Raw genomic sequence first — 23,337 nt, forward strand, 5'->3', positions numbered from 1 at the left:
CTACATCTCCTCTAACATTTTAATATATTTTCCAATTACACGGTCAACACGGAAGTGCTCACTCGCGATAATGTCTTTAATTCGTTGCACGGCTAAAGGAACTTCATCATTCACTACCGCATAATCATACAGCGCCATCATTTCGATTTCTTCTCTGGCCACAGCCATTCGTTCTTCAATCACAGACATTTCGTCTGTTCCGCGGCCAATAATTCTTGATTTTAATTCCGCTAAATCGGGAGGTGTCAAAAAGATAAATACGCCATCAGGCACTTTGTCTTTGACTTGTTTAGCCCCTTGGACTTCGATTTCTAAAAAGACGTCTTTGCCTTCATCTAGCGTCTGGTTAACATACGTTAATGGTGTCCCATAATAGTTACCAACATATTCCGCATATTCCAACATTTCTCCAGCTTCAATCATCGCTTCAAATTCTTCTCTTGAACGGAAATAGTAATCTACTCCATCCACTTCGCCTTCTCGCTGTTTCCGAGTGGTCATTGAGATTGAATATTGAAAATCATTTTCTTCACTGTCGAAAATAGCCTTTCTTACAGTCCCTTTCCCCACTCCTGAAGGACCTGACAATACGATTAATAACCCGCGCTCTGACATAACGACTTCCTTTCAAAACATAATTTCACAGTATTAGTTCTATTTTGCACTTTTTTTCTGCAATTTTCAAGACTTTCTTGGAGATTCACTGAAAAAATAACATTTCTTCTTTAATTTGGCTTTCATAACTTGTTCTTTTTTTAAACAAATTACCTAGAATTCCTATACAGGCAGCCATTTTTTAAGTAAAATGAAGTGATGACTCCTTTAGGATGAAAAAACGTGAATAAGAAAGGACTGAGAAACATCGCACGAATTAAACCATTTACATTGTTTCTGCTAGGCTTAGTTGTCAGTTGTGGGGCCTTTTTTGCCCAACCTACTGTGACTCATGCAGAAGAAGATATTACCGCGATTGCTAAAAAAATGGGGACGACTCTGAAAGCGGATGGCATTCCCAAAGCAGCCATCGTTGTTGATGCTGATTCTGGAGAAATTCTCTGGTCGCAGCAACCAGATTTAGCGTGGAATCCTGCCAGTATTGCCAAAGTGATGACCATGTACTTGGCCTTTGAAGCAATGGAGCAAGGAAAATTTACAATGGATACGACTGTGACTGCTACGCAAAAAGATGTCGATATTTCTAAAATATATGCCATTAGTAATAACAAAATTACGTTAGGTGTTGCTTATCCAGTCCGTGAACTGTTAAAAATGATTGCTGTCCCCTCTTCTAATGTGGCGACTCTCATGTTGGCAAACTTAATTTCAGGGAACCAGCCTACTGACTTTGTTCATTTAATGAATCAAAAAGCGGCTGAATTAGGGATGACAAATACTACCTATTACAACTGCAGTGGGGCGCAAGCAAGTGCCTTTAACGGCCTGTATCAAATGCAAGGAATTGACCCAAATGGCGATAACGTCTCTACAGCTAGAGATTTAGCTTCACTAACCTATCATTTTCTGAAAAATTATCCAGAAATTTTAGAAATCACCAATAAACCAGTGGTGAAAACAATGGTCGGCACGCCTTACGAGGAAACGTTTGAAGCGTACAATTATTCTTTACCAGGCGCTAAGTATGGTTATCAAGGCGTGGATGGTTTAAAAACAGGCTCTAGTCCAACAGGCGGCTTTAACTATATTGCGACTGTCAAACAAGGAGATTTCCGTTTAATTGAAGTCATTTTAGGCGTTGGTAATTGGCAAAACCAAGATGGTGAATACGAACGGCATGTGGCTGGTAATGCTTTGCTGGACTATGCCTATACGACATACGAACGCAAAAAACTTTTAGACAAAGGACCACAAACCATTGATCACAAAAAAGTCACTTTGGCTAACGATTTATACGGTGTCGTTCCCAAAGGCAGTCAGCCTACTTTTAAATTAGTAGCAGGGCAGGTGCAAGTCGACACGCCTTTGACATTGTTAAATAGTACTGTTCAAGCGCCTAAAGTGGCTTACCAAGAAGTTAAGCCAAAACAAACAACAGCTGAAGCTGCGGAAGAATCAAACGAACATTCTGGGGATACCACCGTTGCAGAACCGAATCATTTTATTCCCAAATCGATTGCCACAAGTGTTTTAGTCCTTTTCGGGCTGATTTTCTCAGTAATTACCCGTCAGCTTCAAAAACGTTTAGAACGTCAGAAAAAACACGGCAAAGAAAGCAGTAAAACTGCATCCATGCGGACAATCTTTTTAAGTGCCGCAGTTCTTTCTTTCCTATGCGCCGTTGGCTTGTTTCTTTTATTCTAATTAAAAAAAAATACCACCAAGCGTGAAATGCTTGGTGGCATTTTTTATAAGCCCATATTAGAAAGCGTATTGACCACGTTCATCAATTCATCGCGACGACGAACTTGTTTGTCGACAGGGCCGTCAACTTCTTTCACGTCAATGCGAACAACAAAGTGACGATTCAAAGTAACAAACGTGTCTTCGTTAATTTGGATATTTAACTCTGTTTCAGAATAGCTTGCACAAGCATCTTGCCAGACGTCAAATGGTTCTCTGTCTGAAGCGACTTCTGTTTTTACCACAGAACGACCACTTAATTCTTGAAAGGTTACATCATAAAATTTAGTCATTGCTTTCACCTCTGTCATTTATTCGTTACTTCTATATTATAGCGTTTTCTGGAAAAACACGAAACCATTTTCTCTATTCGACATTTTGAATTTGTTCCCGAATCTTTTCTAAGGTTGTTTTCATTTGAACGACACTATTTTTTATTTCAATTGGACTTGATTTCGAACCAATCGTATTGACTTCACGGTTCATTTCTTGAATTAAGAAATCTAGTTCTCGGCCCACTGGTTCTGTTTCGTCAAGCAACTGATGCAACTTATCAATATGGATATTCAAACGATCCAATTCTTCATGAATATCGCCTTTTTCCAATAAAATGGCCATTTCTGTTAATAAGCGTGTTTCATCCACTTGGCTACCTAACCATTCGTTTAATTTCGCTTCAAAACGTTGACGGTATTCTTGTTCAAAAACGCCCACAAATGCTTGCAGTTCTTGAATTGATTGGGTCAACACTGCTACATAGTCAAGCAGGACTTGTTTAATTTGCGTTCCTTCTTGCACACGGCTTTGGTCAAGACTAGTGATGGCTGCTTCAAATGCTTGAACAAGAAATGGTTCAAATGTCTGATCAACGATTTCCGCTTCCACTATTTCGACAAAATCATTTTGCTTTAATAAATGGTTGACCGTGCTCCCTGCATCAAACGTTGCTTCCGGATAGTTTTCCTTTAAATGTTGATCTACCGAAGTTAATAATTGATCAATTAAGTCCCACTGCACGCGTACTTCTTTTTGATTGTTGCCGATTTTTTGGAGATTTACATAGACTTCCACACGTCCACGTTTTAACGTGCGTTTGATTACTTGCCGAATCACCAGTTCATAGGCATTCAGTTCCTTTGGCATACGCAATTGAATATCTAAAAACCGCTGATTAACACTTTTGACTTCGATATCCAATTGATAATTTTCATTTTGAATGGTCTTTTTTCCAAATCCAGTCATACTTTTCATTGACAGGGTGCTCCTTTTACATGGATTTAATTGTTTTGCTTAATTCAGCAAATTCTTCGTTGGTTAAGGTGATGCCTTTACCCATTTTTTCGTGATCAGGGGCCCACTCACGCAAATCAAATTTTGGTGGACGACCATTCCAACTAATTAAATTCAATTCTTTACGCCAGCCACGAGCATTCTCAGATAACACAGCGACTTCTTCTAAAATTTCATATGAAAATTCTTCTTTCATAACATTCACTCCTTGTTAGTATTCCTTAGGTTATTGTACCATCTTTTCCTCGACACTTAAAATACACATCTCTTTTCTATCACCCTGTCTATATAAACATACGCAACTTTTTCAAAAAATCAGTAAAAAAAGCGGCGACTGCTCGTTTCAATAGTGTCAGTCACCGCTTCTCTGTCTATTCTTTTTCTGTATAAAGATCCACCACTTCAAAACTTTGGCAAACTAACAGCATGTCGGGATAAAATTGTAACTGATAGGGGGCCAGTTCTTCTTTAAAGAACCGCGCATGCTCTTCATACCAATAATCCAGCGTCAAATCTCCTTCACCTTCCGCTTGTGCAAAAGATTCTGAGACCTTATTCATGGGCATAATTTCAACTTTGGTTGTTCGAATAATAGCCAGCGGTTGAGACTGACCATCTAAAATTATGTCGTATTGACCAGCTTTAGGGAGTTGTTCTTCTTCCATCTTATAAATATCTAAAGAAGAACATGTCGCTGTCTTACGACCAGAAACAACCAATTGACCCAAACGATTACCCATCTCAGAAGAGCCATCACCAAACATCCACACATCGGGCATCAACATATCTAATTCATGTTTATCTAAAAAGTTTTGCCAGAACACTTCTACATTTTTTAACATCCTTTGCTCTCCTTTTTATTTTTACTTCACGCAACCTTCTTTCACTAATTATACATAACTGATTGCTTTTCTCCTATACTATTTTTACAAAATGAAAACTAAAATAATGTCAGTAGTATTTGGACAGAAAAAAAAGAGGACTAAGTAACAAAACTTAGCCCATCTTTTTATTTTGCTTGTCGTTCTTTGATTTTCGTGAGTAAAGATTGAACATGCTGGCGTGCCGAAGCTTCATCTTCTTGAAGCATCTTTTCCGATAAAATAAAGGAGCCGCCCACTGCTAATACTTCTTCTGCTTCCACATACTCTATAAAGTTTGTTTCATCAATCCCACCAGTTGGTAAAAATTGAACATCATAAAACGGACCGCTTAAACTTTTAATGGCTTTTAACCCGCCGTAAATATCGGCTGGGAAAAATTTAACCACTCGTAAGCCATACGCCAGCGCTCGCTGAATCTCCCCAGGCGTAGCTGTTCCTGGAAAAATAGGCACCTCATTTGCCAGACAAAAATCAATGACTTCTGGAACAATCGCTGGGGAAACAATGAACTGTGCACCGTTCGCTACTGCCTCTTGGGCTTCTTTCAAGGTTCTAACAGTTCCTGCGCCCACAATTAAATTCCCTGAAGCAGCAAGTTGTTTGATGGCAGGCAAGGCCAGCTGACTCCGAAAAGTGACTTCAATAAACGGTAATTCGTTTTCTACTAAGACCGATTCTACTTGTGGCAAATAGCGTAAATCTGTTGCAGTGTATAGTGGTAAAAGTTTACATGTCGCTAATTGTTGATACAGTTGATTTTTTTCAACTTTTGTTTCCATTCTGTCACTTCCTATTTTGTTTGGCTTTGGTTACTTCGTACAGTCCTTGAATATAGGTCAACCCCATTGCTCGATCATATAAACCATAACCAGGCATCGCTTTTTCATCCCAAATTGCCCGCCCATGATCAGGACGAATAACACCTTCATACCCTACATCTACCAGTGCTTGCATTAATTCCGCCATATCTAACGAACCAGCGACACTCGGATGCGCCGTTTCTTCAAAACGATGCTCACCTAAATACTTCACATTGCGGAAATGAACAAAATTAATTCTGTGACCTATTTCACGAATCATAGTAGGCAAATCATTCGTCGGGTCCGCACCGAGGGAACCTGTACAAAATGTAATCCCATTTGCTGGTGAGTCCACCAAGGAAAGGATCCGTTTTAAATCCGCTAAATTTTTAGTGATTCTTGGCAAACCAAAAATTTCCCAAGGTGGATCATCGGGGTGAATCCCCATTTTGATATTTTCTTCTTCACAGACAGGAATCACACGTTCTAAAAAGTAGCGCAAATTTTCGACCAAATCTTCTTCTGTTACGCCGGCATACATGGCTTTCAATTCTTGAAATTGTTGCAAACGCTCCTCTTCCCAACCTGGTAACCGGAATCCTTTTGACTGACTGTGAATTAATTGATACATGTCTTCTGGCTGCATGTTCTCTACCACAGCTTGATCAAATAACAACGATAAGCTGCCATCTTCATTCTCATACGCCAAGTCCGTTTTAGCCCAACCAAAAATAGGCTTGAAACTATAGCACACTAAGGAAATTCCGCATTTCCCCAAGTTACGCAACGTCTGGCGATAATTATCAATATAGTGGTCTCGTTGATCCGTCCCCGCTTTAATGGCGTCATGAATAGCGACACTTTCAATTCCTAAAAGTGCTAATCCTTCTTGTTCCACCGATTGTTTAAGTGCCTGAATTTCGGCTACTGTCCAAACATCACCTGGTAGTTTATTTAACAAGGTACCGACAACGCCAGTAATTCCTGGAATCTGTCGAATATGTTTTAACGGAATGGCATCGCCTGCCGCTCCGTACCATCTAAATCCCCATTTCATTGCTTTCACCCTTTACTACATTCTTAAAAATCATCGTCCTCATCCTCTTCATCCTCAAAGGAAGTCATAGAAATATCCCATGCTTGCACACTTTCTTTGCCTTGCGCAACAATTGCTTGCGCCGCTTCAGCAATCGGTGTGCCCAATAATTGATGGTTTATCGCTTCTAAGACCATTGGTAGGTTGGTACCACTCACCACAAAGATTTTCTTTTGTAGAGCTGGTTCGAGTTCGTTAATCACTAAAACTGCCTGATTGTAAGGACTCGCACTTAATAAGTCAACCATGACCAACACGCCATCCCCTTGTTGGACGTTCTCAATCGCTGTTTTAATTTGTCCGCCTAGTGCTTGGACATCGTCTCCACTATTTAGATTAACAGTTTCGATATTTTCGGTTGCGCCCATAATCACGGTAGCTGCGTCTTTCGCACCGTCACTTAGTGCACCATGTGTAGCAATCACAATCCCTAACATAAAAGTTCCTCCTTCAATTCAGTGGCTTGAGTCATTACTTCAAACAGTCATGCAATGACTCAAGCGACTGGCCTTTTTATAAATTAAATTTGCCTAAAACCTCTTTTAAACTAGTTTTTGGTGCAGAAGGCGTTGCTTGGAAATAAATATCTTCTACGCCATACACCTCATGTAGTTCTTTTAATTTTTCAGCATCTTCTTTGTTTAAATAAACTGATTTGGTTACTAATAAATCTTTTTCTGGATTTTTCTGTGCAATACCGCCGATGTTTAACTCCTTCATAGGGACTCCGTGTTTTACTAAGTCATAAATTACAGAGACGGTTTTAGCGATTAAAATACAGTTGTACTCTTTGAATTGGTATTCATCCCAATAAAATTTAGCTTTTTCCGGCGTAATGACAATGGTTTTTTGTCCTGTCCGACTGCCTGCACTTTTGTATAAATCACGCATAAATTTATCCTTTGCCACCACTTCATCGACAACGAAAATGGAATTAACGCCACTTTTTTGGGACAAGGTCACCATCACTTGTCCATGAATTAATCGTTCATCTACTCTTGCTAAATTTACTACGCCCATTTGATTCACGTCCTTTTCTTTTTATAAAATACCGACTGTTGCTAAGACAATTAAGATACCTGTTAACCACAATAATGCTTGCGTAACTTTCAAGCCTTTTTTCGTATAGAACCAATACACGCCCATCACGACAGCTAGCGGCAAGAGTCCTGGGACAATCTGATCAAGGATATCTTGGACCACAAACTCACGGCCAGAAAGTTTAAATTGAAGGGTTGAAGAAACTTTGACATAATTACCAGCTAAAATTCCCATCATGAACAACCCTAAAACAGATAACATTTCAATGGCTTTTTGAATCCCCGCACTTTGCATTAAGCCTGTGGCATTCCGCCCCATTTTGAAGGATTGTCTCGCAAAGAACACACCTAACAGTACTTGATAAAGGGCAAACGCCACAAATGGGAAAATCGCACCTAATGCGCTACCTTGTTGCGCCCACGGCACCGCAATCGCAATAAAAATATATTGAACCGTGCCTGAGTCAATCGCATCACCAATCCCCGCTAACGCGCCCATCAATCCAGCTTTGGTGTTATACATTAAATCATCTTGCATCATGATTTCGCGGCCTTCATGTTCTTCTTTGGCCCGCTCTTGTTCCATGGAAGCCATCAGCCCAGTAATGACCCCGCCGCCCCAACTTAATTGCGTATTGAAAAACAGCAGTTGACGCATATAAGCGGCTTTTAATTGTTCATCGTCTTTATATAATTTCTTTAAAAGTGGCATCATTGCGTACAATAACGAAGGCGCCAAGTAACGTTCAAAGGAATGGGGAATTTCATTGGCAAAATGCCAACGGAGATAGGCTTTTGTAACATCTTTATTGGTAATTTCTTCTGGTGCTAAATTCGTTGTTTTCGGCACGACTTTTTCTGTTGTTTCCGTCATTTCAGTTCCTCCTTTTTCTTTTAAAACCCGTCATCGTAATCGTCATCATCATCAAAATCAGTGGTGGCACTGGCGGAACCAGCACTTTCTGCTACAGGTTTGCCTTTTTGGACTTGCACAAAAATTAACGCAATAATTACGCCAAAGATGGCATACGTTACCATGGTAATTTCCAATGACTTAAAGACGATACTCATGAAGTATGCAAGGAAAAAGAAAACCAAGAAATCTTTTCGACCAATGACATAGACCGTTGTCGCAATCCCAATTGCGGCTAAACCACCACCTACTACTTCTAACACGTGAATCACAACGGTTCCTTCTAATGCTTTAATAATATCGGCAATGACTGGTGCCCCTAAATAAAGAGCAAAAAAGACTAATGGAACGAATAAAATAAATGAGGCAATCGTTGGATACCAGATAATTGAGCGGGCAATTTTTTTAGAATTTAGTTCAGCCACCGCACGATCGGTATACTTCCCTAAAAACGTGTTAATAAAGAAACGGAATTGATATAAATAACTTCCTAAAAGACCGACAGGAACCGCTACGGCGATAGCGGCTTCCGGCTTCAAATTCCCTAGCAACGCAACTGGCACAGCAATCGCTGCCGCAATTGATGGTTCTGCTGGCATAGAGCCACCTGGTGAAAAAACACCCATGTAAATCATTTGTAATGCTGCGGTGACGATCATCGCTTTCGGGACATCGCCCATCACTAAACCTGCTACTAACCCTGTCATTAAGGGCGAGAAACGCAACGTTAACGTTGCTCCTCCTCCAAGCCATCTGGACATAATTGCTGCCACCCAAAGCGCCATTATCAAACTTTGTAAAACACTTAACGTTTCCATAGTTCCTCCTTCTTATCCTTGGTTTTGGATATACTTTTCTAGCTCTTCAATCCCTTGACGTAAACGTTCTTCCGAAATCTCAATAGGAATTAAATGAACCTTTTCTTTTGAATCAATAAATTGAACCATTGCATCGAGTACTGTTTCTTCTGGGTAAAGGCCCATTTGTCGTAACGACATGGGCAAGTTTAGCTCTTGATAAAAAGGGATTAATGCGTCTATGATGGCCCACCTTTTTTCCAATGCTAATTGATAGAAGATGCCGTAAGCTACTTTTTCGCCATGTAAATAGTCATGACTTTTTGGTAAAAATTTACTCATAGCATCATGCATGGCGTGTGCTGCTGCATTGCGGGCGTATTTGTCGCCGAAGCCGCCGACTAATCCAGAAACAGCGAAAACAATTTCTGAAAGATGGACAAATTCAGGCGTGAGTTTGCCCTCGTCCATCGCTGCTAAGGCTGCTTTTGAGTCCCGCATAATCGCTTCTTGCGAAAGCTTGGCGGTCGCTCCCGCTAATTGTAAAAAGGGTTCCCCTTGCAAATGGGCTTGGCGTAAAATGGTCTCTGATTCATACCATTTCGCTAACGTATCAGCTAAACCAGCGACAAAATAATCACGGGGTGCATCAAGAAGCAACTTAGGATCGGTGATTAAAAACGCAGCTTGGCGAAAGAAATGTTCCGTTTTGCCTTCGGCCGCGCCATTTTCTTGATACATCACAGCTAACGGTGTCCACGGCGCACAGTTACTAGCCAAAGTGGGGACCAAGCCAAAATTCAGATTGTTTAAATGGGCGCTGTAGCCCACTAAATCGGCTAACTTACCGCCGCCGACTCCCAGAAGAAAGTCAATCTGGTGTTCCTTTATTTGCTGTGAAATTTGTTCGGCGCCAAAATAACTACATTCTCCTGTGTAAGTGTGATAGAAGAATTGATACTCTGAATCTGCCAAGAAGGGCAAAAATGGCTGAGCTTTTTCAAAGGATACGGTGCCATGCACCACCAAAATTCGTTGGGCGTGATATTCCTTGAAAAGTGACGGCACCGAAGCTAAGGCGCCTTCGTGGTAACGATAAAATTGCGGTCCAACTTTCACTTTTAAATCAGTTAACATGCTCCTCCTCCTTCTTAACTAACGTAACGACTGACTTCTTGCACTGTCCGTTGAGGTAAAATACCTTGCACCACGTCTTCCACATCTTGCACGCATTTTTCTCCCATCGCTTGCAGGCATTCCATGGTATAAGCGGAGGTGTGCGGCGTCATTACTACATTTTCAAACGCAAGATAAGGATGATTTTTCCGACCTGGTTCCTCTTCTAAAACATCTGTCCCAAGCCCAGCAATTTTGCCCGATTGTAAGCCGACAATCATGGCTTCTTCATCAATCAAGGCGCCTCGTGCGCTATTGGAAAGATAGACGCCGTCTTTCATCTTGGCAATTTCCGCCGAGCCAATCATGTGATAACTTTCTTCAGTTAAATTGGCACATAAACAAATGATGTCAGCTGAAGCTAGCAACGTATCTAAGTCTACTTTTTTGGCTCCATAACTTTGCAGATAAGTGGCGGATTTATAGGGATCATACGCTAATACGTCACAGCGAAATCCGTTTCGTAACGTCTCAACGACACAACTTCCTGTGTTCCCAACACCAATGACACCCACAGTTTTGTTAAATAACGTCCGACCGACAAAATTCGCTCGTTTTTCCCATTGATCTGCTTTAACGCTGGCATCTGCAGCCACGGTTTGCCGTAAAACAGCTAGTAAATTTGTGATATTGTTTTCCGCCACGGCATCTCGTTCTACTAAAGCTGGGATGATGGAAACAATTGTGTCATGCTGTTTTGCAGCGTCTAAATCGATGTTGTTATACCCAATGCCGTGGCGAGAAATCAGCAATAATTCATCTTTATGTTCAAAAAATTCTTTCGTGAAAAATGGCGTCACGCTAGCAATAATAATCGTATATCCTTGTAAACGTTCCGCTAACTCTTTGCCACCAATTTCACTGTCGACTGTAAAATGCTTCACGGTGCCTATTTTTTCTAAGCGCGTCAAGTGTTCAGGAAAAATTTGACCAAAACTACTGGAATTCACTATGGCAATTTTTTGTTTTTTTAACATGACTAAACTCCTTTACTGACTTTTTACGACTTCATGCCCGCCAAATCCTTGTCGCAAAGAAGCGACCACTTTGTTTGAAAAATGATTTGCTAGCATACTTTCATTTCGAGTAAATAAGGACAACGCTGTCGTTGGGACGGGCATCTCCAAACGTAATGCTTCTTCAATCATCCATTTGGCTTCGCCATTTGCTGCAACTTTCCCTTCTAGATTGGCTAACGTAGGATTTTCCGCAAAAACCTCTTTCGCTAAGCCCATCAAGCGAGCTTCAATAATCGAGCCGTGATTCCACACATCGGCTACTTTCTCCAACGCAAAATCATATTCGGCAGCTTCTAATAAATTGAATCCTTCGCCCATGGCTTGCATCATGACGTACTCAATCCCGTTATGCACCATTTTCAAATAGTGACCAGCTCCTGATTTCCCAGCATAAAGATACCCTTGTTCACAAGCTAAATCTTCAAAAAATGGGGTTAACACCTTGACAGCTTCAGGCGCACCGCCAACCATTAAACACGCTCCTTCCCGCGCTCCTTTGATGCCACCAGAAGTACCACAATCAATAAAATAAATTCCTTTTTCCTTAGCAAGCTGAGCATTCGCGACACTATCATGAAAATTTGAATTGCCACTATCCACAATGATATCCTCTGGTGCTAATTGCTCTACCAATTCTGCCACTAATTGATTGGTAATCTGACCAGCGGGGGTACTTAAAAAAATCACCTTCCTTTTATTAAGCGCTTTCAATAATTCTGACAACGAATCTACAACGGAAAGACCCTGTTCTCTAGCAGTCGCTCTTGCTTCCTTTGTCACATCAAAGCCAATAATGGGCCAGCCTTGTTCGTGAACATTTAATGCCATGTTCAAACCCATTTTCCCAAGTCCAATAAAGCCAATGTCCATTTTTCTTTCACCTGCCTCTTTTGATACTTCAATCATAAAGGATAAAAAAAATAATGTAAACGATTACACTAATTAAAAAATATTTTTTATTTTTTAGCAAAAATCTTGCCTACTCAAAAGGTAAAACGTTTTTATTTTTAAGGAGCTTTCATACAAAAAACACAAGTAAATCTCTTGGTATCACGTTCTTTTTACTGGCTACTTTCTTTAGTTGAGAGAAGTCTTTTCAAGACCCCTTCATTTTTCAGAAAAAAGATTATTTATTTTTTTTGGCTTTTTTTAAAGAATTTCTTTTTTGTGGAGAAAAAGAGAAATTGTATTTGTCCTCTTTTTCCACTATAATCAGTCTATACCAACAATGAAAAGGCATTCATTCTATTTTTAAAAAATAAGATTGGAGGAACGTGTTAATGAAAAACCACTATTTGGATCAACGGATTCGGATCAAAAAACCGAATTTGAGCCTCACAGAAAAGAAAATTTCCGATTACTTTGTTCATTCTGAATCATTATTGACACAAATGACGTTAGAAAGTCTGGCCAACGAAATTGGCGTCTCCCAATCTTCCGTATATCAATTTGTAAAAAAGATTGGCTATTCTGGGTTCCAAGAATTTAAAATTGATATCGCCAGAAATTCTAATTATCAGCCGACTTTTCAAAACGTCAATAGCGTGAATGGCGCCGATGATATTTCACCAGATGATGATAGTATTACGATTGCTAAAAAAGTCTTACAAGCCAATATTTATTCCCTCAGTAACGCCACACAGTTCTTAACAAAAGAGCTGTTAGATAACGTGTTGGCTTTGATGTACTCTGCCAAAACGCTTCACTTTTTTGGGCAAGGCGGCTCCTCGATTGTGGCTTTTGATAGTTTCCATAAATTCATTCGGACCAACTATCGATGCAACTACATTTTTGATTACCACATGCAGTTAAGTTTTGTCACAAAATTAACCAGTGAAGATTGCGTGTTTATTTTTTCCCATTCAGGCAAAACCAAAGAATCAATCAACCTAGCACGACAAGTTAAAAAAACCAACGCAAAAATGATTACGTTAACCGGTAACAGCGGTTCAGAGTTGGCAGGCTTGTCCGACGAAGCAATTATTGTCGTCACCGAAGAAGGCTTGTTTCGTGCGGAATCCTTGGCTTCACGGATTAGTTACTTAACGGTAATGGATATTTTATACACAAATACGATGTATCACAATTTTGATCAAAATGCCGATTCCTTGAAAAAAATCCGTGATAACATTAGCACGACTAAGACCGATCCGCATTATTTGTCGTAAAGATCTGAATGGTGCTTATTTTTGTAATATCGGTCCTCGCAAATTGGCTTTATACCGTGACTCTACATTTTATGAAGCAAGTGAACTATCATGGAGGTATTTCAAAAGCGACCAATTTTTTGGTCGCTTTTTATCTTGTGGGTAAAAATAAGTTAGAAAAAAGAACTTGGGGGTTATGTCCAAGTTCTTTCTAAATCTTAAGACAATTAGTTAATGCACGTGTTGTCTTAGCTTCATTTTAAATTTGCTTATTTCGTTCATTCCGTTACTTTAAATTGTTCGGATACATATTTAGCGTAAGTTTTATGTTTACTTACTAGCTCATCATGTTTTCCTGAACCAGTTACTTTCCCTTTTTCAACAAAGTAAATGCTATCCGCATCAACAATTGTCGACAATCTATGGGCAATAACCAATGTCGTTCGGCCCTTCATTAAATTAGACAATGCCTCTTGGACCTTCATCTCAGATTCTGAATCTAGGCTAGCAGTAGCTTCATCTAACATTAAAATCTTGGGATTCCGCAAGAATGCACGAGCAATTGCAATACGCTGTCTTTGTCCTCCAGAAATTTTAACGCCACGTTCACCGACTTCCGTATTCAATTTATCTGGCATTTCTTCTACAAATTTTCGCGCATATGCTAGTTCCAAGACATCCCATAGTTGTTCATCTGAGAAGTTTTCTGCTAAGCCATACGTTAGATTATCTCTGATTGTCCCTGCCATAATCGCAGAATCCTGTGATACAAAGCCGATTTGACGACGATAATCTGATAATTTGATATCTTTTATGTCAATATCTCCAAATTTAATTTGTCCTTCTGTAGGTTCATAAAACCTTTCAATTAAACTAAAAATCGTCGATTTCCCGCCACCTGATGGGCCAGCAAAAGCAATTACTTGGTTTGGCTGAGCAGTAAAAGAAATGTCTGTTAAGATAGGTTCCTCTGGTGCATCTTCATAAGAAAATTTTACATTTTTAACTAATAAAGTCTTTTCCGATAAATCAATATCTTGTCCACTTTCAAAGTCTTCAGGTTCTCTAGATAACAATTCTTGCACTCGTCGCGTTGATCCTGCTGCTTTAGCTACTTCAGAAAATAACGTCGCAATGATTGGCATGGCACCAATAAGATTAAATAGATACATTAAGAAACTCATCAATGTTCCGATTGTCATCACACCAATGGCAATTCGATGCATCCCATATGCCAATAGCCCAAATACCATGCTCATAAAGACCATCATCATAATTGGTTGCATAGATGCATCAAATATTGCTTCTTTTTTCCCTACATTAAATAACCGATCCACTTCATTTGCAGCACGAACCTGCGCCTGAGATTCAGCATTAGAAGTTTTGACTAAACGAATTTCACTCAACGTTTCAGTAGCAAGTCCGTTAAATTGACTCATAGCATCTTGGCGAATGTGACTAACTTTTGAACCAAATGCCATTACTGGAATCATACAAAGGATTACAACAGGAACAGCAATTACCATAGCAAGCGACATATGCCAATCCATTTTAATCATCATATATACCGTACCAATAACTGTAATCACACTGGCAACTGTTTGAGGAAAAGTAACGGCTAACAATTGCTTAACTTGATTAGTATCATTTACGACCCGGCTGGATATTTCACCCGCTTTAACAGAGTCAAAATAAGAAACTTTTAGAATAGTTAATTTATTCCATAAGCGTTTACGCATATTTTGGATGACATTTTCACCAAAAATACCTAAAATTGTCCCTCCTAATGCAGAAACGAGTGCTGAAAATATAAATAATCCAACAACTTTACCTAATAAACTATAATCTACTCCCTTTTGAAAATTATTGACTAAACTTGAAGCAAGTTTTGGAACGTACACTTGGATACTAGAAGAAATCACAAGAAATACCATCCCAATGCCAAGCAGTAAATAGTTAGGCTCTGTCATCTTGATTAAGCCTAAAAATTCTTTAAACGAAAATTTTGTTTTATCTGCTCGGATAGAATCATGACTATTTTTGCCGCCTCCACCTACTGCCATTATCTTCTCCGACCTCTCTTCCATCCTTCAAAGCCACCGTATTCACCATTGAATTCACCAAATCTACCAAAGCCATCATGTCCCATCATCTGTTCTCTAGCTCTACCATATCTAGCTGATATTTTTCTGAAATGTTCCCAATTTTTATCGTCGCCAAAAATTGTTTCAATTTTATCTAAAAATTCTTCACTAGAAATATTCTTTTCTATACGTTCTAAATAATTATTTAAAGACTCTAGTTCCTCCTCTGAAAAGCCCTTAAACATTTCTTCATTAAATCCATTAGAAATATTTCCTTGAGTACTTAAACTTTCTCGTCCTTTATCGGTCAATACAACGAATGTGACCCGAGCATCTGATTCATTTTTGACTCGTTTAACTGCTTTAACAGACTCTAATTTTTTTATGATTTGTGTCACACTAGAAGGTTTTATATCTAAATATTCAGCGATTCTTCCAGCTGTTACATTTTCTTCAGAAGCAAGCAATTTTAACGTTTCAAAAGTGTTATCTGGTTTCTCCTCTATGCTAGAAGCAAAGATTAAGTAAGGTTGTTGAGCAATTTTTAATAGTTTATTTAAAATATCTGTTTTTTTCATAATTTCCTCCAAAAAATTTATTTAGTTTATATATAATCTAACGAACTAAATAGTAATCTATTTAGTTTACTTTGTCAACAACAAACTAATTATTTGTATGTAGATATAACCAAAATGAAAAATAGCATACAGAAACTGCCGATTTGTTTTATCGATTCATCTGTTCCTCTACTTAAAAATCTATTTGTCCATTCAATCATGAATACTAAAAAAACGCTTGGCACAAGCCAAGCGTTTTGATTCTCTCTTTACATCGAACCTTTAAAAACATCTTTATTCTTAGCAAAATAATCAACACCAGAGTAAATGGTGAAAATCAAGCAAGCATATAGCATGATTTGATCTAGTGGTAGATGAAGTGCTGAAAATGGAATGTTGTTAATGAACAGTAAAATAATTGCAACCATTTGGGTAGCTGTTTTTACTTTTCCTGGCCAAGCTGCTGCCATTACTTCGCCATGTTCGACTAATAACAACCGTAAACCAGTTACTGCCAATTCACGACAAACAATAATTGCTACAATCCAAGCGGGTACTTTGCCTTGACCAACTAAGACGATAAAAGCGGTCATCACTAGCATTTTGTCCGCTAATGGGTCCGCAAATTTTCCGAAGTTCGTCACCAAGCCTTGCGCACGGGCAATTTTGCCATCCAACCAGTCTGTAAAACTAGCAACTGCAAAAATAATCGCGCCCACTAATTGGGTAACGGCTAACGTTGTGTCGCCAAAACTAATCGTTCCCCAGTCCATTGGCACTGACACAATAATAATAAAAATCGGAATCATAAATATTCTTAAAACTGTTAATTTATTTGGTAAATTCACTTCAATTGCCCCTTCCTTCTCCTGTTCTATTTTACGTTATCTTGCTGGCAGTGTCACGAAAAAAAGAAAAGAATCTGGAATAATTGCCGTTTGACCGTTTATTCAGAAATATTCTTGCCTTTTTTTAGAAAGAGCTGGTAATAGCCTAAACCTAAATTAATCATTCCAATCAATGTGATACTGTCTAAAAATTTAGAACCATAGATAAAGTAGAAATACAGTTGTAAGCCAACAATCAAGAAGCCCATGACCAACAGAGCGATTGAAAATATGGTGATAAGATTAAATTTTTTATTAACTATTTTAAGCATTGATAACCCCTTCTCTCTTGAATTATTATTGTCGTCTTTTTAACCATTCGCTGTTAATTATAAAAGAAAAGAATCTGGAATAATTGCCGTTTGACAGTTTATCCAGATTCTTCTTACACCATTTCTAACGATACGTAATCCCTAATGTAACATCCTTACGAATTAAAACTGGCGTTTTTTCCAGTGTTAAATCGGCGCCATCGACTTGAATGGCGACATTATTTGAGGCGCCTAGAATCAGTGTTGCATTGGCGGCATTCGCAGGTAAAGCTGTTGTTTGGGTCTCTCCTGCTTGCAGGGTGTGTTGGTACGTATAGTTGCCATCGACCATCACGCCAATCCAGCAAGAGCCTTCAGTGCCTTTAAAGGTAATGTTGATTGGACTATTCGCATCTTTAACCGTTGCAGTTACTTGATTATTGGAATCACTCACCACAGCCACAGCTGTTTTCTTCTCTGGTTCGCTTGAAGAAGACGGCGGTGTACTACTTTGTGTGCTACTTTCTGGGGCTTGACTTGATTCTTTGGGTTTTTCCACACTGGCACTAGTTGCCGGTGTTTGAATAATCGGTTCGGCTTTTTGATCTTGCCACATAATGTACAACACTACGACCGCAATGGCTAAACCAATTAACGAAAAGGCAATGGCTGGTAAGTTCCGCAGTAACCAACTGGATTGCTTCTCTTCGTCATGCAATTGCTTACGTGATCCTTCAAGCTCTTCATACACTGGCTTGGGTTCTTCGACAATTTCAGGTTCTTTGCCATCATAGATATCTACCAATTGATTGCCATCTAAGCCGACCGCACTTGCATATTGGCGGATAAACGCCCGCACATAAAAGGTGCCTGGTAAGGACTCAAAATCGTTTTGTTCAATAATTTCTAAATATCTTTTTTGAATTTTTGTCATTTGTTGCAGTTCATCAATTGAGATGTTCTTCTGCAATCTTGCTTCTTTTAGTGTTTCTCCAATATTTACGCTGGCCACTCGTCCATCTTCTCCAGTCTATTTTGTTAATTTATCGATTGTCTCATCAGTCTTTTTCAATTGCCAAGGAAAACATTCCCGTCCTTTAAGAATACCACAAAAGAAGCCAACTGAGGATAACAAAATTGAAAGATTTCAAAGATTTTTCTTTTTCTTAAACAGTTGGTTTATTGCTCGGTTTCTCCTTTAGGATACATGTAGAAACGGCTCAATCCTTCTTCACGAATCAAGGTCTCTGCTACTTGGCGGACGTCGGCTAATTGAATACTTTCAATGACTTCAATCTTATCAAACAGCGTGGTTTCCCCAAACAATGATTGTGAAAATTGGTTGGCGATATACTCTAAAGAGTTTAAGGATTGGAAATATTTACCAATCATTTTTTTCTTCAATAAGGACAAATTTTCTTCCGTTAATTCTGGACTTGTTGTGGCAGATAATAAAATAGCTTCAATTCGTTCTGCTAAGACTTCTGGTTGCTCACTATCGCCGCCAATATCCGCAAAATGGAAACTGCGATCTAAATTAAAGTCATAACTAAAACTATCATCTAACAAGCCTTCATCATAAAGAGCCAAATAGTTTTGAGAGGTATTACCAAACAATAATTGTAACAACAAGTTCACGGTGACTTGATATTTCATTAAATCACGACCCGTTGTTGGCACTTCATCTAAGCCTTTCAAGCCAACAAGCACTTTTGCCCGTGTGACCGCCATTTCAATGGCGCTCTCTTTGACAATGTCGGCAGCTGTTTCTTCAGGAAAATGCCGACGAATAGGTTGGGCGGCAGGAAACTCTTTCGCCGCTTGGTTTTCACGAATGAACGCCATTAACGCTTCGGGGTCCATTTTCCCTACCACGAATAAGGTCATATTACTTGGATGATAAAACGTATTGTAGCATGTATACAAATCCTCTGCGGTAATCTCCGCAATACTTGCCACTGTACCGGCAATATCAATGTGCAATGGATGTTTCGGATAAAGGTTGCCTAAAATCCCAAAGAACAAGCGCCAGTTAGGATCATCTAAATACATTTGAATTTCTTGTCCGATGATGCCTTTTTCTTTTTCGACCGTTTCCTTCGTGAAATACGGCGATTGCACAAAATCAAGCAACGTTTCTAGATTTTGTGTCACTTGATCCGTCGTTGAAAACAAATAACTCGTTTTCGTAAAACTGGTAAAGGCATTCGCTGAAGCCCCTTGTTGCCCAAATTTTTGGAAGACATCGCCATCTTCTTTTTCAAACATTTTATGTTCTAAAAAGTGGGCGATTCCGTCAGGTACTTCAATCATTTCCTCTTGACCAATTGGCACGAACGTATTGTCAATGGAACCATAATCGGTCGTAAACAAACCATACGTTTTTTGGAAATCATTTTTCGGTAATAGGTAAATCTTTAACCCATTTTCCAGTGTTTCTGTATACAATGTTTCTTTAATTTGTGCATAGTCTTTTTTAATCATTTTCCGTTTCTCCTTCCAAAAAGAAGATCGCTTGAAGTTCCAAGCGTTTGGCTACTTCTTGGATTTCTGGAATAGTCACGGCATTAATCCGCGCAATCCATTCCTCCGCCGTCAGTATTGTCTGCGGCATTAATTCGTTCAAGTATTCTTTTTCCAGCCACGCGCCTGCATTATCTAACGCTAAGATATACTGATTTTTTAACATTGCTTTCGTTTGTTCAATTTCTAATTCGCTAATCTTACCTAAGCGAATATTTTCCAATTCTGTCGAAATCAAACGCAAGACCTGATTCCGATTTTTGCCATCGATTCCTGTTTGAACCGTCATGAAGCCACGGAAGGTGTCGATACTACTAGAAGCATAATACGCTAAATGCTCTTTCTCACGGACATTCATGAATAATTTAGAATGCGGGAAACCGCCAAAAATCCCATTAAACACTTGCAACGCAAAATAATAGCTATCGCCATAATAAATATCTGTGTTGTAAGCCAAGTTTAATTTCGATTGGGCTAACACCTCACGCTCGGTCCGCTCTTCAATCACATTGCGAATTGGTTGATTGTAGAAAATCGCGGCTTTGCCTTCTTCACGAGGCGTAAACGGTAATTGCTTGAATAGTGGCACTAACTCCGCCTCATTGACATCGCCTAAGACAAAAATATCCACTTGATCTTCCGCCAGCATTTTTTGATAATACGCTGCTAATGACGCCGCTGTTTCCTCAGCTAACGCCGCAACGGTCCCGAAACTAGGGATTTTTTGATCCTCCGATTGATTAAAATAGACACTTTGAAGCGCCAAAGAAGCATAGGTTTGCTTATCCTCCACAATACTTTCCAAGTACGCTTTCAAGTTCTCTTTCTCCCGTTGGAAGGTTTCCGCCTCGAATTGGCCCGCTTGAATATTGGGGGCAAAAATAATTTCCTTCAAAAAGTCCACCGCTTCGGCAAGCACCTGACTATCCTGTAAATAATGATCATTGACAATGTTCATAGAAATATTAAACCAATGTTGATTGCCTTTTTTGGAAACGCCAATCCCAAAGCTGGCGCCGTAAAGTTCCGCCAAACGCTCACTTAACTTGACTTGATTCGGGTAATTCAAGCTGTTGGTTTCCATCAAACTGGACAACAGCGTTCTTTTTGTAATGGTTTCATGATTTAATCGTGTATTAAAGCGGACTAAAAGACGCACCGTTTTATATTTTTCTGTAGGAATGACGTGTAAATTCACGCCTTTAACTAATTGAACAGACATTGCCGCATCGCTCCTTCATTTGCTTCATCTTACCTAAAGAATGCTGTGAAATATATGTATCGCGTAAATTCTAAAGCATTTTTTAATGTTTTTTCCAATAGCTCCATTATAACACAGCTTCAGGTGCTTTCTGAATGATAAGAGTTTTTCAGTTCAAATTTTCAAGAAGATTCGGTATACTGTTTTTAAAGTGAGGAGGGAAAAAAGAATGATTAAAGAATTTAAAGAGTTTATCATGCGCGGAAGTGTCTTAGATCTAGCCGTCGGTGTTGTCATTGGTAGTGCGTTTACTGCAATCGTGACACAAGTGGTGGAAGGCTTGATTACCCCGTTAATTAGTCTGATTTTTGTCTTGACGACTGGGAAAAAGAGTGCCGACGATGCATTAGGTGCCCTTGTTTATAAAGTCGAAGGCGTTGAATTCAATATTGGTAGCGTGATTAGTGCACTTATTACATTTTTAATTACGGCTTTCGTCCTCTTCTTGATTGTCAAAGCGGCCAACAAAATGAAAAACCGTGGCAAAAAAGAAGAAGCGGCAGAAGAAGAAGTGATACCAACGAGCGAAGATTACTTAAAAGAAATTCGCGACTTATTAGCGGCGCAAACACCGCCTGCTGAAACTGTCAAAACAGACAGCACCGTCACAGAGAAATAAGCAAAAAGTCATCCTAAAGGGATGACTTTTTTGTTTGGTCTTAGAGAGATGGTCCTGCGACGAGGTTCCACGTGATGTTACCTGTATAGGTCCCTGCTTTGAGTTGTTGGTAAGGGGTTGTGATGTTTAAATATTTTTCGGTCATGGCAGAACCCCACATTCCTTGGCCTTTTCCACTCACTGCATTCCCCACTAATGTGGCACCACCACCAATTGTAATACTACTGCTAGCTGAAAATTCAGGAACAGCAGGATCGCTATTGTAATCATAACCTGTTATTGGTTCAAAACGATTTCTCTCTTCATCATATGTCACAATATATCTTAGTTGTTTAAAAGATAATGTGCCTGTCAACTTTTCTTCACCATTGACCATTTCAGGAATTGTGGCAGTAACATGCCAGCCCTCTTTCGTTCCTCTTAAATCCCCTACTCCATAGCGAGCAAAGTTGTCAGAAAAAAGAGCAGATAAATCAGCAGAGATAGCCGTTTTAGGAAATAAAAGTCCTACAGGAACATAAAGCAAGTCAAAATCAGTGTTCGAGGCATTAGGATCGGGATCTTTTCCGCCAGCATCACCATCACCATCTGGCAACTTTCCTCCACCAAACTCCACCTGCACTGGCGTATTCCCTGTCGTTACCGCCTGTGCCGACAGTGGTGCTAAACTAGCACCAACCACTGCGCTACTTACCAACAAACTTGCGAGTAATTTCTTTTTCATTTTACATACCTCTCTTTTTTTAATTGATTGTTTAAGAACGGACGGAAGACCATTTAAACAGCTCTTCCGTCCGCTATTGTTTACATGCTTAAATCGCTGGTCCTGCGACAAGATTCCAGGTGACATTTCCTGTATACGCGCCTTTTTTCAGTTCTTGCATTGGTGTCGTTACATTTAACGTTAAGTTATCTAGACGACCTGACCAAGTCCCTTGCCCCTTTCCTAGAGGAGCGTTAATTAAAGCCGCGGCGCCGCCACCAATCTTAAGGCTCGCACCGTTAAAGCTAGGGGCCGTTGGATCATTAGCGATATTCATGCCGTTCAGAGTGTTGAAGCCCCCGTAAGAACTCGTACTTTCGTTGAATATGGCATAGTATGGTGTCATTCCAAAGGTAATCTGTCCATCTAATGTATCTGTGCCATTACTCATGCCCACTACTTCGCCAGTGACATGCCAGCCTTCTTTGGTCCCACGGACATCACCCACCATGATCGATTTTGGCGCAGTTGAAATGGGTCTAATAGCGGTTATATCCTCACCAATTTTTACGGGAGAAAAGTCAAAAATTTTCGGAATGGCTAATAAGTCAAAATTCGTATTCGGTTGCGTCGGATCGGGATCTACGATTGGGCCAGTATCATCCCCCTGATCTTGCAATGTTCCACCTTCAAATTCTACCTGTACTGGTGTATTTCCTGTCGTGACAGCCTGTGCCGAAAGAGGCGCCAAGCTAGCCCCAACAACTGCGCTGCCAACGAGTAAACTTGCAAATAATTTCTTTTTCATCTATGTACGTCTCCTTTTGTTTAAGAATTTCCAGAATGTACTTCTGAAGCTATGGCCTTAATTATACAAGATTCCCCTGTGTCTGTGATTTTAAATATTTAACCGCGCATAGAAAAAATCAACA

At 39.6% G+C, this 23,337-nt stretch carries 26 protein-coding genes; 3 read left to right on the forward strand and 23 right to left on the reverse strand.

Translation table 11 applies throughout. The annotated features are described in order from the left end of the window. Entirely contained in the window at positions 1-615 is a 615-nt protein-coding gene (gmk, locus tag IGM09_RS12185) for a guanylate kinase (protein WP_002354915.1), read from the reverse strand. Positions 616-837: 222 nt separating this feature from the next. Here gmk and IGM09_RS12190 point away from each other — a divergent pair, with 222 nt between their 5' ends. Next, the gene (locus IGM09_RS12190) at positions 838-2,319 is read left to right on the forward strand and encodes a DUF1958 domain-containing protein (protein WP_002386255.1); all 1,482 of its coding nucleotides are present in this window, start codon (positions 838-840) and stop codon (positions 2,317-2,319) included. 44 nt (positions 2,320-2,363) lie between these two features. Here IGM09_RS12190 and IGM09_RS12195 read toward each other — a convergent pair whose 3' ends face one another. From IGM09_RS12195 to gnd, 13 genes are all read right to left on the reverse strand, one after another. Beyond that, on the reverse strand, positions 2,364-2,669 hold the full coding sequence (locus tag IGM09_RS12195) for a hypothetical protein (RefSeq protein ID WP_002383233.1): 306 nt from the start codon (positions 2,667-2,669) through the stop codon (positions 2,364-2,366). 55 nt (positions 2,670-2,724) lie between these two features. Continuing rightward, positions 2,725-3,609, reverse strand: coding sequence for a YicC/YloC family endoribonuclease (locus tag IGM09_RS12200; RefSeq protein WP_010824017.1), 885 nt, complete (start codon positions 3,607-3,609; stop codon positions 2,725-2,727). Between the two features lie 16 nt (positions 3,610-3,625). After that, positions 3,626-3,844: a YdbC family protein gene (locus tag IGM09_RS12205; protein WP_002381076.1), complete on the reverse strand. Its 219-nt coding sequence runs from the start codon at positions 3,842-3,844 to the stop codon at positions 3,626-3,628. A 175-nt stretch (positions 3,845-4,019) separates the two neighbouring features. After that, a complete protein-coding gene (locus IGM09_RS12210; protein ID WP_002354908.1) occupies positions 4,020-4,490 on the reverse strand; it encodes an ASCH domain-containing protein in 471 nt (156 codons plus the stop codon). A 167-nt stretch (positions 4,491-4,657) separates the two neighbouring features. Beyond that, positions 4,658-5,311 carry a bifunctional 4-hydroxy-2-oxoglutarate aldolase/2-dehydro-3-deoxy-phosphogluconate aldolase gene (locus tag IGM09_RS12215; protein ID WP_002359031.1) on the reverse strand — a complete coding sequence of 218 codons (654 nt, stop codon included), beginning with the start codon at positions 5,309-5,311 and terminating at the stop codon, positions 4,658-4,660. A 4-nt stretch (positions 5,312-5,315) separates the two neighbouring features. Next, positions 5,316-6,389 (reverse strand): mannonate dehydratase, encoded by a 1,074-nt coding sequence (gene uxuA, locus IGM09_RS12220; RefSeq protein ID WP_033625309.1) that lies wholly within the window; start codon positions 6,387-6,389, stop codon positions 5,316-5,318. A gap of 23 nt (positions 6,390-6,412) precedes the next feature. Continuing rightward, positions 6,413-6,865 (reverse strand): PTS sugar transporter subunit IIA, encoded by a 453-nt coding sequence (locus tag IGM09_RS12225; RefSeq protein WP_002354905.1) that lies wholly within the window; start codon positions 6,863-6,865, stop codon positions 6,413-6,415. A 76-nt stretch (positions 6,866-6,941) separates the two neighbouring features. After that, positions 6,942-7,448, reverse strand: a complete 507-nt coding sequence (locus tag IGM09_RS12230; RefSeq protein ID WP_002354904.1) for a PTS system mannose/fructose/N-acetylgalactosamine-transporter subunit IIB — start codon at positions 7,446-7,448, stop codon at positions 6,942-6,944. A 21-nt stretch (positions 7,449-7,469) separates the two neighbouring features. Continuing rightward, the gene (locus IGM09_RS12235; RefSeq protein ID WP_002354903.1) at positions 7,470-8,342 is read right to left on the reverse strand and encodes a PTS system mannose/fructose/sorbose family transporter subunit IID; all 873 of its coding nucleotides are present in this window, start codon (positions 8,340-8,342) and stop codon (positions 7,470-7,472) included. 20 nt (positions 8,343-8,362) lie between these two features. Next, positions 8,363-9,199 (reverse strand): PTS mannose/fructose/sorbose/N-acetylgalactosamine transporter subunit IIC, encoded by an 837-nt coding sequence (locus tag IGM09_RS12240; RefSeq protein ID WP_002354902.1) that lies wholly within the window; start codon positions 9,197-9,199, stop codon positions 8,363-8,365. Positions 9,200-9,211: 12 nt separating this feature from the next. Further along, positions 9,212-10,315 carry an iron-containing alcohol dehydrogenase family protein gene (locus tag IGM09_RS12245; protein ID WP_010713712.1) on the reverse strand — a complete coding sequence of 368 codons (1,104 nt, stop codon included), beginning with the start codon at positions 10,313-10,315 and terminating at the stop codon, positions 9,212-9,214. 14 nt (positions 10,316-10,329) lie between these two features. After that, entirely contained in the window at positions 10,330-11,331 is a 1,002-nt protein-coding gene (locus IGM09_RS12250; protein WP_016617396.1) for a D-isomer specific 2-hydroxyacid dehydrogenase family protein, read from the reverse strand. Positions 11,332-11,343: 12 nt separating this feature from the next. Then, positions 11,344-12,279 carry a phosphogluconate dehydrogenase (NAD(+)-dependent, decarboxylating) gene (gene gnd, locus IGM09_RS12255; protein ID WP_002378821.1) on the reverse strand — a complete coding sequence of 312 codons (936 nt, stop codon included), beginning with the start codon at positions 12,277-12,279 and terminating at the stop codon, positions 11,344-11,346. Positions 12,280-12,653: 374 nt separating this feature from the next. Here gnd and IGM09_RS12260 point away from each other — a divergent pair, with 374 nt between their 5' ends. After that, a complete protein-coding gene (locus tag IGM09_RS12260) occupies positions 12,654-13,541 on the forward strand; it encodes a MurR/RpiR family transcriptional regulator (protein WP_002383224.1) in 888 nt (295 codons plus the stop codon). Between the two features lie 257 nt (positions 13,542-13,798). Here IGM09_RS12260 and IGM09_RS12265 read toward each other — a convergent pair whose 3' ends face one another. From IGM09_RS12265 to yfmF, 7 genes are all read right to left on the reverse strand, one after another. Then, a complete protein-coding gene (locus IGM09_RS12265) occupies positions 13,799-15,583 on the reverse strand; it encodes an ABC transporter ATP-binding protein (RefSeq protein ID WP_016617397.1) in 1,785 nt (594 codons plus the stop codon). Beyond that, entirely contained in the window at positions 15,583-16,182 is a 600-nt protein-coding gene (locus IGM09_RS12270) for a MarR family winged helix-turn-helix transcriptional regulator (protein WP_002359022.1), read from the reverse strand. Before IGM09_RS12270 ends, IGM09_RS12265 begins: the two co-directional genes overlap by 1 nt. Positions 16,183-16,430: 248 nt before the next feature. Then, positions 16,431-17,009 (reverse strand): CDP-diacylglycerol--glycerol-3-phosphate 3-phosphatidyltransferase, encoded by a 579-nt coding sequence (pgsA, locus tag IGM09_RS12275; RefSeq protein ID WP_002365382.1) that lies wholly within the window; start codon positions 17,007-17,009, stop codon positions 16,431-16,433. A gap of 98 nt (positions 17,010-17,107) precedes the next feature. Continuing rightward, positions 17,108-17,320, reverse strand: a complete 213-nt coding sequence (locus IGM09_RS12280; RefSeq protein WP_002359021.1) for a hypothetical protein — start codon at positions 17,318-17,320, stop codon at positions 17,108-17,110. A gap of 124 nt (positions 17,321-17,444) precedes the next feature. After that, positions 17,445-18,311 (reverse strand): helix-turn-helix domain-containing protein, encoded by an 867-nt coding sequence (locus IGM09_RS12285; RefSeq protein ID WP_016617398.1) that lies wholly within the window; start codon positions 18,309-18,311, stop codon positions 17,445-17,447. Between the two features lie 167 nt (positions 18,312-18,478). Further along, entirely contained in the window at positions 18,479-19,783 is a 1,305-nt protein-coding gene (gene yfmH / locus IGM09_RS12290) for an EF-P 5-aminopentanol modification-associated protein YfmH (RefSeq protein WP_016617399.1), read from the reverse strand. Further along, positions 19,776-21,044: an EF-P 5-aminopentanol modification-associated protein YfmF gene (yfmF, locus tag IGM09_RS12295; RefSeq protein ID WP_016617400.1), complete on the reverse strand. Its 1,269-nt coding sequence runs from the start codon at positions 21,042-21,044 to the stop codon at positions 19,776-19,778. Before yfmF ends, yfmH begins: the two co-directional genes overlap by 8 nt. A gap of 208 nt (positions 21,045-21,252) precedes the next feature. Between yfmF and mscL the strand changes: the two genes are divergently transcribed. After that, positions 21,253-21,702: a large conductance mechanosensitive channel protein MscL gene (mscL, locus tag IGM09_RS12300; protein WP_016617401.1), complete on the forward strand. Its 450-nt coding sequence runs from the start codon at positions 21,253-21,255 to the stop codon at positions 21,700-21,702. Between the two features lie 40 nt (positions 21,703-21,742). Here mscL and IGM09_RS12305 read toward each other — a convergent pair whose 3' ends face one another. Next, positions 21,743-22,426, reverse strand: a complete 684-nt coding sequence (locus IGM09_RS12305; RefSeq protein ID WP_016617402.1) for a WxL domain-containing protein — start codon at positions 22,424-22,426, stop codon at positions 21,743-21,745. 88 nt (positions 22,427-22,514) lie between these two features. Beyond that, the gene (locus tag IGM09_RS12310; RefSeq protein WP_010824023.1) at positions 22,515-23,213 is read right to left on the reverse strand and encodes a WxL domain-containing protein; all 699 of its coding nucleotides are present in this window, start codon (positions 23,211-23,213) and stop codon (positions 22,515-22,517) included. Between the last annotated feature and the right edge of the window lie 124 nt (positions 23,214-23,337).

Origin of the sequence: Enterococcus sp. DIV0167 (assembly GCF_050541555.1) — a bacterium.
Lineage (GTDB): Bacteria > Bacillota > Bacilli > Lactobacillales > Enterococcaceae > Enterococcus > Enterococcus faecalis.

Excerpts from the sequence above, each read along its gene's own strand:
- IGM09_RS12200 (WP_010824017.1), bottom strand. The coding sequence starts at position 3,609 with ATGAAAAGTATGACTGGATTTGGAAAAAAGACCATTCAAAATGAAAAT.
- gmk (WP_002354915.1), bottom strand. The coding sequence starts at position 615 with ATGTCAGAGCGCGGGTTATTAATCGTATTGTCAGGTCCTTCAGGAGTG.
- IGM09_RS12225 (WP_002354905.1), bottom strand. The coding sequence starts at position 6,865 with ATGTTAGGGATTGTGATTGCTACACATGGTGCACTAAGTGACGGTGCG.
- IGM09_RS12260 (WP_002383224.1), top strand. The coding sequence starts at position 12,654 with ATGAAAAACCACTATTTGGATCAACGGATTCGGATCAAAAAACCGAAT.
- IGM09_RS12265 (WP_016617397.1), bottom strand. The coding sequence starts at position 15,583 with ATGGCAGTAGGTGGAGGCGGCAAAAATAGTCATGATTCTATCCGAGCA.
- mscL (WP_016617401.1), top strand. The coding sequence starts at position 21,253 with ATGATTAAAGAATTTAAAGAGTTTATCATGCGCGGAAGTGTCTTAGAT.
- IGM09_RS12210 (WP_002354908.1), bottom strand. The coding sequence starts at position 4,490 with ATGTTAAAAAATGTAGAAGTGTTCTGGCAAAACTTTTTAGATAAACAT.
- IGM09_RS12235 (WP_002354903.1), bottom strand. The coding sequence starts at position 8,342 with ATGACGGAAACAACAGAAAAAGTCGTGCCGAAAACAACGAATTTAGCA.
- IGM09_RS12280 (WP_002359021.1), bottom strand. The coding sequence starts at position 17,320 with ATGCTTAAAATAGTTAATAAAAAATTTAATCTTATCACCATATTTTCA.
- yfmH (WP_016617399.1), bottom strand. The coding sequence starts at position 19,783 with ATGATTAAAAAAGACTATGCACAAATTAAAGAAACATTGTATACAGAA.
- IGM09_RS12205 (WP_002381076.1), bottom strand. The coding sequence starts at position 3,844 with ATGAAAGAAGAATTTTCATATGAAATTTTAGAAGAAGTCGCTGTGTTA.
- uxuA (WP_033625309.1), bottom strand. The coding sequence starts at position 6,389 with ATGAAATGGGGATTTAGATGGTACGGAGCGGCAGGCGATGCCATTCCG.
- yfmF (WP_016617400.1), bottom strand. The coding sequence starts at position 21,044 with ATGTCTGTTCAATTAGTTAAAGGCGTGAATTTACACGTCATTCCTACA.
- IGM09_RS12305 (WP_016617402.1), bottom strand. The coding sequence starts at position 22,426 with ATGAAAAAGAAATTACTCGCAAGTTTGTTGGTAAGTAGCGCAGTGGTT.
- IGM09_RS12250 (WP_016617396.1), bottom strand. The coding sequence starts at position 11,331 with ATGTTAAAAAAACAAAAAATTGCCATAGTGAATTCCAGTAGTTTTGGT.
- IGM09_RS12270 (WP_002359022.1), bottom strand. The coding sequence starts at position 16,182 with ATGAAAAAAACAGATATTTTAAATAAACTATTAAAAATTGCTCAACAA.
- IGM09_RS12245 (WP_010713712.1), bottom strand. The coding sequence starts at position 10,315 with ATGTTAACTGATTTAAAAGTGAAAGTTGGACCGCAATTTTATCGTTAC.
- IGM09_RS12215 (WP_002359031.1), bottom strand. The coding sequence starts at position 5,311 with ATGGAAACAAAAGTTGAAAAAAATCAACTGTATCAACAATTAGCGACA.
- IGM09_RS12240 (WP_002354902.1), bottom strand. The coding sequence starts at position 9,199 with ATGGAAACGTTAAGTGTTTTACAAAGTTTGATAATGGCGCTTTGGGTG.
- IGM09_RS12310 (WP_010824023.1), bottom strand. The coding sequence starts at position 23,213 with ATGAAAAAGAAATTATTTGCAAGTTTACTCGTTGGCAGCGCAGTTGTT.
- gnd (WP_002378821.1), bottom strand. The coding sequence starts at position 12,279 with ATGATTGAAGTATCAAAAGAGGCAGGTGAAAGAAAAATGGACATTGGC.
- IGM09_RS12195 (WP_002383233.1), bottom strand. The coding sequence starts at position 2,669 with ATGACAGAGGTGAAAGCAATGACTAAATTTTATGATGTAACCTTTCAA.
- IGM09_RS12230 (WP_002354904.1), bottom strand. The coding sequence starts at position 7,448 with ATGGGCGTAGTAAATTTAGCAAGAGTAGATGAACGATTAATTCATGGA.